This window comes from Burkholderia sp. LK4, assembly GCF_001043615.1.
GTDB classification, from domain to species: domain Bacteria; phylum Pseudomonadota; class Gammaproteobacteria; order Burkholderiales; family Burkholderiaceae; genus Burkholderia; species Burkholderia cepacia.
Genome location: NZ_LDUL01000071.1, coordinates 40630 through 50693 on the forward strand (window position 1 = coordinate 40630; position 10064 = coordinate 50693).

At 64.0% G+C, this 10064-nt stretch carries 11 protein-coding genes; 3 read left to right on the forward strand and 8 right to left on the reverse strand.

Going from position 1 to position 10064, the window contains the following annotated elements:
* Window positions 1–197: 197 nt before the first annotated feature.
* Window positions 198–989, reverse strand: a complete 792-nt coding sequence (locus VK92_RS31015; RefSeq protein ID WP_048020513.1) for an oxepin-CoA hydrolase, alternative type — start codon at window positions 987–989, stop codon at window positions 198–200.
* 203 nt (window positions 990–1192) lie between these two features.
* Here VK92_RS31015 and VK92_RS31020 point away from each other — a divergent pair, with 203 nt between their 5' ends.
* A complete protein-coding gene (locus VK92_RS31020; protein ID WP_048020515.1) occupies window positions 1193–1849 on the forward strand; it encodes a glutathione S-transferase family protein in 657 nt (218 codons plus the stop codon).
* A gap of 42 nt (window positions 1850–1891) precedes the next feature.
* On the opposite strand, the gene VK92_RS31025 is transcribed toward VK92_RS31020, so the two are convergent.
* Window positions 1892–3064 carry a pyridoxal phosphate-dependent aminotransferase gene (locus tag VK92_RS31025; protein ID WP_027786880.1) on the reverse strand — a complete coding sequence of 391 codons (1173 nt, stop codon included), beginning with the start codon at window positions 3062–3064 and terminating at the stop codon, window positions 1892–1894.
* 33 nt (window positions 3065–3097) lie between these two features.
* Window positions 3098–3577, reverse strand: coding sequence for a putative toxin-antitoxin system toxin component, PIN family (locus tag VK92_RS31030; RefSeq protein WP_021162828.1), 480 nt, complete (start codon window positions 3575–3577; stop codon window positions 3098–3100).
* 57 nt (window positions 3578–3634) lie between these two features.
* Between VK92_RS31030 and yaaA the strand changes: the two genes are divergently transcribed.
* Both yaaA and VK92_RS31040 read left to right on the forward strand, forming a co-directional pair.
* The gene (gene yaaA, locus VK92_RS31035) at window positions 3635–4417 is read left to right on the forward strand and encodes a peroxide stress protein YaaA (RefSeq protein WP_048020517.1); all 783 of its coding nucleotides are present in this window, start codon (window positions 3635–3637) and stop codon (window positions 4415–4417) included.
* A gap of 137 nt (window positions 4418–4554) precedes the next feature.
* Window positions 4555–5709 (forward strand): M14 family metallopeptidase, encoded by a 1155-nt coding sequence (locus VK92_RS31040; protein ID WP_048020519.1) that lies wholly within the window; start codon window positions 4555–4557, stop codon window positions 5707–5709.
* Window positions 5710–5791: 82 nt separating this feature from the next.
* On the opposite strand, the gene VK92_RS31045 is transcribed toward VK92_RS31040, so the two are convergent.
* From VK92_RS31045 to VK92_RS43180, 5 genes are all read right to left on the reverse strand, one after another.
* Window positions 5792–6445, reverse strand: coding sequence for a BspC domain-containing protein (locus tag VK92_RS31045; protein ID WP_042977384.1), 654 nt, complete (start codon window positions 6443–6445; stop codon window positions 5792–5794).
* Window positions 6446–6584: 139 nt separating this feature from the next.
* Window positions 6585–7259, reverse strand: a complete 675-nt coding sequence (locus VK92_RS31050) for an energy-coupling factor ABC transporter permease (protein ID WP_048020521.1) — start codon at window positions 7257–7259, stop codon at window positions 6585–6587.
* Window positions 7260–7334: 75 nt separating this feature from the next.
* Window positions 7335–8171 carry a response regulator transcription factor gene (locus tag VK92_RS31055; protein ID WP_021162834.1) on the reverse strand — a complete coding sequence of 279 codons (837 nt, stop codon included), beginning with the start codon at window positions 8169–8171 and terminating at the stop codon, window positions 7335–7337.
* Window positions 8172–8382: 211 nt separating this feature from the next.
* Complete coding sequence (locus tag VK92_RS31060; RefSeq protein WP_048020523.1) at window positions 8383–9600, reverse strand: DUF2863 family protein; 1218 nt, start codon at window positions 9598–9600, stop codon at window positions 8383–8385.
* A 123-nt stretch (window positions 9601–9723) separates the two neighbouring features.
* Window positions 9724–10064, reverse strand: a 341-nt coding sequence (locus VK92_RS43180) for a hypothetical protein (RefSeq protein ID WP_231600473.1), incomplete at its 5' end; no start/stop codon positions are given.

The window sequence follows — 10064 nt, forward strand, 5'->3', positions numbered from 1 at the left end:
CTCCTTTGTTGCGTGCGCGAAAACGGCGCTGGCAGCGCCGCGACAGGCGGTCATTAGAGCATGGATCGATGCGCGCTGCTGGCGACGCAAACGCGCGTGCCGATACGTGTGCGCGGGCGTGCGAGCGCTCGCCGCCGCCATCGCGCGCGGCGTTTCCTGGTGATGCGGTCAGGCAGGCGGAACGCAGGCGTGGCGGCTCAGCGCTTGTAGCGGGGCGGGCGCTTCTCGAGAAATGCGGTGATGCCCTCGAGCCCGTCCGCATGATGCAGCGACGCGACGAAATGATCGCGTTCGGTGCCGAGGTGCGCGTCGAGCGGTTGCGTCGTCGCGTCGTCGAGCAGCGACTTGATGCGCGTGAGCGCGTTCGGCGAGATACCGGCGAGTGCATCGGCCCATGCCAGCGCGTCGGTCAACGCCGCGCCCGGCACGGCGAGCCGGTTGACGACGCCGAGCGCGTGCAGACGTTCGGCCGCGACGGGTTTGCCTTCGAACAGGATTTCGGCCGCGAACGCGCGCGGCAGTGCGCGGGCGATGAACCACGAACCGCCCCCGTCGGGTGTCAGGCCGACACGCGCGTATGACATCACGAATTTCGCATCGTGCGCGGCGACGATCAGGTCGCACGCGAGCGCGAGCGAAAAGCCCGCGCCGGCCGCCGCGCCTTCGACCGCCGCGATCACCGGCTTCGTTGAAGCGTGGATCGCCGTTACCCATGCGGCGAGCTGATCGATGCTGTCGGCCTGGTAGGAAGGATCCTTCGAGCGGTTGTCGAGCAGCCGGTTCAGGTTGCCGCCCGCGCAGAAGAAGCGATCGGCACCGGTCAGCACGACAGCGCGAATCCCGGGATCGCGCTCGGCGGTGGCGAGCGCCTCGATGCCGGCTGCGTACATGTCGGGATGCAGCGCATTGCGTGCGCCGGGATTGGATAGCGTGAGGACGAGCGTCGAGTCGCTCTCGGGCGGGCGCGAGGCCAGCAGTTCAGCACTCATGCGAGCGTGTCTCCATCGGATGGCGGGGCTGCGGCGCCGTGCGCGCCGCGCACGCGGATGCGACCGATGCCCGCAGCGGATGTAATGTTGTCGTGACGAACGCAATACTTGCTTTAGACTAGCACGAACGTGCTTTTCGGCGCGATGAATCTCGCTGCGGCCGGCACCGTTGCGGCCGCGTTCCAGCAACGAAGGAGACTCCGATGCTACAGCTGTGCGGTATTCCGTTGTCCAACTATTACAACAAGGTGAAGTTCGTCCTGCTCGAGCACGACATTCCGTTCGAGGAGTCGGTGTGCGGTTTGCCGATCAGCGACCCGGCCCGGCTCGCCGATTCGCCGCTCGGCAAGATTCCGTTCCTGAAGACCGAAGAAGGCGCATTGTTCGAGTCGCAGGTGATCATCGAATACCTGGCGGCGCGTTATCCCGAGAAAGGCATTTTCCCGACGAGCCCGTTCGCGGCTGCGAAGGTGCGCGAACTGGTCGAGACGCTCGAGCTGTATCTCGAATGGATGGCGCGCGAAGTCTATACGGAAGCTTTTTTCGGCGGCAAGGTCAGCGACGGGACGAAGGCGCACGTCGAGAAGCGCCTGCCGCGCGCGATCGATGCGTTCAAACAGATGACGCAATTTTCGCCGTATGTGCTCGGCGAGTCGTTCGGCCTTGCCGACATCGCCGCATGGGTCCATCTGCCGGTCATCGGGATGGCGACGAAGGCCATTTTCGGACGCGATTTCCTGCTCGACGCGGGCATCGACTGGAAGGCGCACGCGAAGATCGTCGGCGAACGTCCGGCCGCGCAGCGCGTGGCAGCCGAGCGCAAGGCGTATATCGAGGCGACGAGCGTCGCGCGTTCGTAAGCGCGGTTCCTGCAGGGCGGCTTCAGGCCGCCCGTGCAGGACTTACAGGCGGGCGAGCCGTTCGAGCGCGGATGCGAGCGTGCTTTCCTGCTTCGCGAAGCAGAAGCGGACGACGCCCGATTCGTGCGGCTCGTGATAGAACGCCGACACCGGAATGGCGGCCACGCCGATCTCCGACGTGAGCCACTTCGAGAATTCCGCTTCCGGCAGGTCGCTGATCGCCGAATAATCGACGCACTGGAAGTACGTACCCGTGCAGGGCAGCAGCTTGAAGCGCGTGCGCTCGAGGCCGGCCCGGAAGAAGTCGCGCTTCTTCTGGTAGAAGTCGGCAAGCGTCAGGTACGGTGCCGGGTCGCGCAGGTAGTCGGCGAGCCCGACCTGCATCGGTGTGTTCACCGTGAACACGTTGAACTGGTGGACCTTGCGGAATTCCGCGGTCAGCGCGGCAGGGGCTGCGACATAACCGACCTTCCAGCCCGTCACGTGATAGGTCTTGCCGAAGCTCGACACGATGAAGCTGCGCGCGGCGAGTTCCGGATAACGCGCGACGCTCTCATGGCGCGCGCCGTCATAGACCATGTGCTCGTAGACCTCGTCGGACAGGATCAGCACGTTGGTGCCACGCACGATCTCTTCGAGCTTGCGCATGTCCGCCTCGCGCCACACGGTACCCGTCGGGTTATGCGGCGTGTTGATCAGGATCATGCGCGTTTTCGGCGTGATGGCGGCCGCCAGGCGGTCGAACGGAATCGCGTAGTCGGGCGCTTCCAGCGTGACGAACACCGGTGTGCCGCCCGCGAGTTCGATCGACGGCAGGTAGCTGTCGTAGGTCGGTTCGACGACGATCACCTCATCACCCGGATGCACCGTGCACAGGATCGCGGTCAGCAGTGCCTGCGTCGCGCCGGCCGTGACGGTGATTTCGGTCGCCGGATCGTAACGCCGGCCGTAGACCTGCGCGATCTTGTCTGCGATTGCCTCGCGCAGCGGCGCGACACCGGCCATCGGCGGATACTGGTTGTGCCCGTTGCGCATCGCGGCGGCAACTGCATCGACGATGCGCGGATCGCAGTCGAAATCCGGAAAGCCCTGGCCGAGGTTCACGGCGCCTTTTTCTGCTGCAAGCGCGCTCATGACCGTGAAGATCGTCGTGCCGACGTTCGGCAGGCGCGAAGGGAAAACGGGAGTCGTTGGCATGTCTGAAGGAGCGTTCATCGAGACGGTCGAAATCGGGTGGTGTTGCGTGCGTCAAGCCGGCGTGGCGTCGAGCGCGCAGGCCTCGGCAAAGGGGGCGGGTTGCGCGATCCGGAAGCCGAAATCGCGCGCGGTGCGCTTCGCGAGCTTCAGCAGCGCGCGGTCTTTCGACACGAGCCAATCGGCCTGGGCGGCGCGGGCGAGTTCAAGAAACTTCTGGTCGTCGCGGTCCTTGCACTTCGGCAGCGGCGGCGCGTCGGCGTCGACGGCCGGCGGCTCGACGAGGCTCGCCAGGCGGGCGACGGTTGCGAGCGCGGCCGCCTTGTCGACGGCGCGCGCCTGGAACTGCGGATAATCGAGCACGTACTCGAGTTCGGTCAGGCAGCGGCCGTCGATCACGGCGGCAAGCGTGCCGCGTTCGAGCGCGGCGCGGATCGGGCGCGTAGCGGGGTCGTCGAATACGAGGATGTCGATCCAGACGTTCGAGTCGAGCACGACGCGATGTGCGGCATGCGGGGCGGGAGAGCGGGTCATTCGTTACAATCGGTGGTTTTCGTCTGACCGCAAGGCACGGCGTGCCAGCGAGCCTCTATGATAATCGTTCTCTCTCCCGCCAAATCCCTCGACTACGATACGCCCGCGCACGTCCAGTCTTACACGAAGCCTGCATTCGTCGACGACGCGTCCGAGCTGATTGACGGCCTGCGCAAGCTTTCGCCGCAGGACATCGCGACGCTGATGGATATCTCCGATCCGCTTGCACGCCTGAATTTCCAGCGCTACGCGGACTGGTCGCCGACCTTTACGCCGGCCAACGCGAAGCAGGCCGTGCTCGCATTCAACGGCGACGTATATGAAGGATTCGACGCCAAATCGCTGTCGTCCGCCGATCTCGACTATGCGCAGCAGCACGTGCGCGTGCTGTCGGGGCTGTACGGGCTGCTGCGTCCCCTCGATCTGCTGCAGCCGTACCGTCTCGAGATGGGTACGCGTTTCGCGAACGCACGCGGCAAGGATCTGTACGCGTTCTGGGGCGACCGCATCACGCGGGCGCTGAACGAGCAGCTCGAAACGCGCAGCGGCGCGGCGCGCGTGCTCGTCAACTGCGCATCGACCGAATACTTCAAGTCGGTCAAGCCGAAACTGCTGGCCGCGCCCGTCGTCACGCCGGTGTTCGAGGACTGGAAGGGTGGCCGCTACAAGATCATCAGCTTCCATGCGAAGCGTGCGCGCGGCCTGATGGCGCGTTATATCGTCGAGAACAGGATTGCCGACCCGAAGGCGCTGAAGGAATTCGCGACGGAAGGCTATGCGTTCGATGCGGCTGCTTCGAACGATTCGACTTACGTATATCGCCGGCGAGTCGGCGAGTGACCCTGCCGGCCGTTCACGAGACGGCCGGCGCATGCATGAGGCCGGGCAAGCGCTACACCGCCTGTTCCGGTCGCCAGCTTTACATTAGACCGGTGTCAGCGCTAAAGCGCCAACTCCGGTCGACAAAGGAGAGACAGATGGCCCTTTCGATCACCAGCAATTTCGACGCAGGCGCAATCGACGTCGTGTCGTGCGACAGCCCCGATGCGATTCGGTTGCGCGTGCGCGGCGACAACCGCTCGGAATTCGCGCAATGGTTTTACTACCGCTTGACGGGCGCGCGCGGCGAGCGCTGCGTGATGACGTTCGAGAATGCGGCCGAATGCGCGTATCCGTCGGGCTGGCGCAATTACAGCGCGGTGGCGAGCTATGACCGGGTCGACTGGTTCCGCGTGCCGACGACGTTCGACGGCAAGACGATGACCATCGACCATACGCCGGAATTCGACAGCATCTACTACGCGTATTTCGAACCGTACTCGGAAGAGCGTCATGCGGCATTTCTCGGTGCGGTCCAGCAGTTGCCGCAGGCGAGCGTCGTCGAACTCGGTCGCACGGTCGAAGGTCGTCCGATGTCGCTGCTGACGCTCGGTACGCCGGAGACCGACGGCGCACCGAAGAAGAAGGTGTGGATCATCGCGCGCCAGCATCCCGGCGAGTCGATGGCCGAGTGGTTCGTCGAAGGTCTCGTCAAGCGGCTGGCCGGATGGGGCGACTGGGCCGGCGATCCGGTTGCGCGCAAGCTCTACGATCGCGTGACGTTCCACATCGTCCCGAACATGAATCCGGACGGCAGCGTGCATGGCAACCTGCGCACCAATGCGGCGGGCGCGAACCTGAACCGCGAGTGGATGGCGCCCGATGCCGAGCGCAGTCCCGAGGTGCTGGCCGTGCGCGATGCGATCCATGCGATCGGCTGCGACATGTTCTTCGACATTCATGGCGACGAGGATCTGCCGTACGTGTTCGTTGCCGGGTCGGAAATGCTGCCGAGCTTTACCGAGCAGCAGGGCAAGGAGCAGGCTGCGTTCATCGAGGCGTTCAAGGTTGCGAGCCCCGACTTCCAGACTGAGCATGGCTATGCGGCGAGCAAGTACAAGGAGGACGCGCTCAAGCTCGCGTCGAAGTACATCGGCCACCAGTTCGGCTGCCTGTCGCTGACGCTCGAGATGCCGTTCAAGGACAACGCGAACCTGCCCGACGAGCGAGTCGGCTGGAACGGCGAGCGAAGCGCGGCGCTTGGCGCGGCGATGCTGGCCGCGATCCTGGTGCACGTCGACACGTTCGCGTAAGCGCAGCGTCGCCGTATGAAAAAAGCCGGGGCATCTCAGGATGCTCCGGCTTTTTCGCTTCTGTCGAGGTCGCTTCGTCGAATCAGGACTTCTTCGCGCTCTTCTTCACGACCTTCTTCTGTCCGCTCGACTTTTTCGTTGCGGCGGCCTTCTTGCTGCCCGTGCGGCCCGATGCTTTCGCCTTGACCTTGCCTCGGTGCGACTTGCCCTTGAACTTCTTCGTCGAGGACGTGGAGCGCTCGACGCGCGGCTTCAGCGGCGGAACCGGGTCGTTCCAGCTGAACGCGAGCATTTGCTGACCGACATAGCCGCATCGGAATTTCAGCGGCGTCGGGTCGCTGCCGTCGCTGTGGATGCCGAGTCCGTCGACAGTGACGATATTGTCGACCTTCACACGCTGCTTGCCTTGGTCGAACGAGTCGTTCCATGGCGTGATTGTCGCGTTGCCGCTGTCGAATGTGTTCGGCGCGAAGTCGACGCGGTCGAACGCCGACGACGTGCTGGCGATGAAGCTGCCGTGCGCCGCACAATCGGCGGCGAGCGGATCGGCATGCATTTCGTTGACGAATTTGTTGATCAGTTCGGAGCGCTGGTCGAGCAGGTCGGCGAATGCCGGTGTCGGAAGCGCAAGCGACAGGCCCGCAATACAGGCTGCCAGCTTGCCGAGCGCCCGGAAAATCCGGAGCGACGCAGGAGAGCTGTCCATCTGGTTATTGGTGAGGAGCGAATGAGACATCGGGCACGTATAGATGCCCGATGAAGAACCGGAGTTCAATCTTAGCGTAAAAAAGTTGTGCGGCAGTAGATGTCGCATTCTGCCGCACCGCGCGATGCCCTGCCGGCGGGTGATGGCGGTGTCGCCGCCGGAGGGCGATTCAGGCGCGCGGGCCGCCGAGGCGATAGCGCCGGACGTCGAAGGTCGTGACCCACGCGGGACGATAGACCGCGATGAGTGCCGTTGCCATACCGGTGAACCACGCTTCGCCGAGTGCGAGCAGCGCAGTGTTCAGCAGGTAGCCGGCCGGAATCACGACAGGCACGCCGTCCGCCAGCGCGAGCTGGACCCCGGCCGCGGCAGCAGCGACTGCGATGATTGCGATGGCCGGCGACAGGAATCCCTGGCCGGTGATGAACGATGCGAGATTGTGCGGCAACCATGCGAGTGCGGCGCGCTGCAGCAATGCCGACACGGCGACCGGCAGCGCGCCGTAGATCAGATAGGTCAGGCCAATGCCCTGCCAGGGCGCGTCGAAAATGATCGCGGCAACCGCCGTGACGGCGCCCATCGCGATCAATGCGAGTGTCCAGTCGAACAGTGTGACGAGCAGCGTCGCGCCAAGCAGATGCATGACGATGCCGTCTTCGAGCCACGCATTCGAGGCCCAGAGAACCGTAATGGCGGTGACGAGCGCGAGCCACACGTGCTGGAGCGTGGCGTCCTGCAGGCGCACGAAGGGGCGATTCCAGATCGCGAGCGCGAGCAGGGCCACGGCGGCGATCCAGCCACCGATGCCAACCCAGAGCGGAAGCGGTGTGAAGAGAAAACCCATTCGTCCATATTACTCGTTGAGCATCAAAGGTGGGAATCCACACACGCCGACCGTCGCAATATCGAGACTGTCTGGCTAGCGTTCGCGCCGAAACCGCGCCGGCGGTTCGGCGGCGATCGGCAGGTCCTGTGTGCTGTCGATCGAGGCAGGCACCGGGTACGGGCGGTCCTTCCGTTGCGTACGCAGCGGAACCGGGCCCTGTTGGCCGATGGGCGGCTTGCGCGTGCGGTTGCGATTCGCCAGCAGCACCTCGAGGTGGGGCGACAGCCAGCCGTTGTAGATCGCGACCGCGGCGGCGCGGTTGGCGGCACCGAGTTGCTGGAAGATGCTGGCGAGGTGGATCTTGACGGTGCCTTCGCTGATGCCGAGCGTACGGGCGATCATCTTGTTGGTGCTGCCCATGTGGACGAAGCGCATGATCTGAGCTTGGCGTGGCGACAAGAGGCCGCTCGGCGGCCGGCGGGGAAGCGACCCGGCGAGTGTCTGGAAATGGGCATCGTAGCGCGCCGCAGCAGCGGAAGGCAGCAGACGGAGCGCGATCGGCGGGATGTAGTGCCCGCCCAGCAGGACGATCTCGAGCGCACGCACGATCAGGTGCGGCCGCGTGGAATGCGGGATCACGCCGGCGACACCATAGTTGAAGAAGCGCTGGATGGCTTCCGGCGATGTTTCGTCGACCAGGACGGCGACGGGTGTCGGCGAGCACGCGCTGCAGAGCGCCTGAAGCTCGCTGAGTCGGCCGACGTCGAGCCAGTCGATCGCGACGAGGTCGAAACGCTGGTTGCGCAGCAGCCTGCGCGCCTGAAAACTGTCGGGCGCATCGTTGATGCTGGCGTGACGGTCGATCTGTCGCAACAGGGCCTTCAGTCCGTCACGCCGCTCGGCGTCTGAATTGAGCATCAGGAACCGCATATTCAACCTCCGTAATGTGAGCCATTGATCTGCCGTCTGGCATGCCTTGGGTCTGATGATGACAAAGACCTTACACGATGTCTGCTTGGCTGAAAGGCTTAGGAAAAGTATGAAATTTCGGACGGAGGGATGGCGGACAAGAAAAAAGCCGCTCCGGCGGGAACCGTGAGCGGCTTCGGACGGGCAGGCCGTCAGGGTACTGCTGTGTGGGTCAGTGAAAGTGCGGTTGGGCGGGTGATGCGTCTTCCGGCATTTCCGCGTGGACGATTTCGCCGAGCGGGTCTGCGTAAAGCGGTACGCCGCAGTCGTCGCAGTATTCGGGTTCGAAGCGGCCTGCGTGCCGCCGGACGTCGGTTACACCGCATTCCTTCAGCAGGCTCACGATTTCCTCGAGCGGTCCTTCGATCGGCGCTTCGCCTTCGAGCGTCGCGCTGTCGATCGACACGTCGCCGTTTTCACGACCGTAGAGCGGCCATACGACGCCGTAGATTACGTCGTTGCTGGCACGCCGCGTGAAGCCGACACGATACTCGTCGATACGGCGTTCGCCGAAGCCGGCGACCACCGCGCGCAGCTCTTGCGGTGCCGCACCAAGTGTGTCGAAAAGATAACGAATGGCGGTTCGCACCGTGTGCGGACGCACCCGTTCGTCCGCATCCCGGCAAGCCGAATAGTACGCGTCCGGAAGCAGGCATTCGAACTCGCAGCCGGGCAGGGCGATCGACAGGTTCGGGCCGCCCTGGGCCGTCCATTGCTCGAGGCACTGGCCACGCTCGATCCGGCTGCCGTTTTCCTCTTCCTGCCATCGGAACAGCGGCGCGCCGGCGGGCGCGGCGACGACGGCGAGCAGGAAGCGCGGGTCGGCCAGGATCGGCGAAGTTTCAGGCAGGTCGCCGAAGCTGAGCTTGGGGGGGTGCTGGGTGATCGCTGCATGAGCGAGCTGCTGGGCCAGCCGGTAGGTCTCGACGTGGTGCCGCGGCAACTGGTCAATGCTGTAAAGGAACGGTGCAAGGCCGACGAGGGTGCCGTTCGCGAGGACGTGAGCCTGCAAGTGCGTTCGCAGCGCGTCGGCAACGTCACCCTTGAGCGGGCCGGACGGAATCATGTAGCGCGTCCATGCGAGAACCGGGACGGCGACCAGCAGCGCGTCGAACGGTTGGCCGTCGTGCTCGATCACCATCGACTCGCTGTGCGTCTCGGCCATGTCGGCGAGCGCGCCATAGGCGTCGGGATGATTCTGCTGAAGATGGTCGAGCGCTGCGTCGAGCGTGGTCTGGTTGCCGTTGCGGACAATCTTGGCGAGCAGCGCGTCGAGCTTCGCTTCCCAGAAGCGATCCTCGATGCGGCTGCCCGACGCGAAGAGCGCAAGCGACAGACCGACCAGTTTGTCGGCATCGGGGGGGAGGCGTTTGGCGATTCGCTGGCGCATATTAAAGACGTATATAGAAAGAGGCGAAGAACCTCACATTCTAGTCCGTTCTTTGCACCATAAGCGGTCTCGTGCCGAGGCATGGCAGATCGGCCGGATCGCAGCCTTTGTAAAAAAGTTGCGTCAAACCCCTTGCGCAGTTCGAAGAGGGTGCTTAGAATCACGCCTCTTTCGCGCTAACGGAAACGCGGCGCGGGAGAGGGAAGCAAAGCTGGTGGTGTGTTGCAGTCTTGGGCGCGCGGCTGGCGAAGAAAGTTGAACCCCGCAGTCGCAACGATGTAGTGTAAAAAGTTGTTGACGAGCTGCGAAACGCGGTTCATAATCTCGCTTCTCTGCTGCTGAAAACGCAGCGCTGCTGAGAAACACGAAGTTCCTCGCAGATTGCTCTTTAAAAATTAACAGCCGATAAGTGTGGGCGCTTGATGGACGCGAGCTGATCTTCGGATCAGATAGCAAAAGTATCA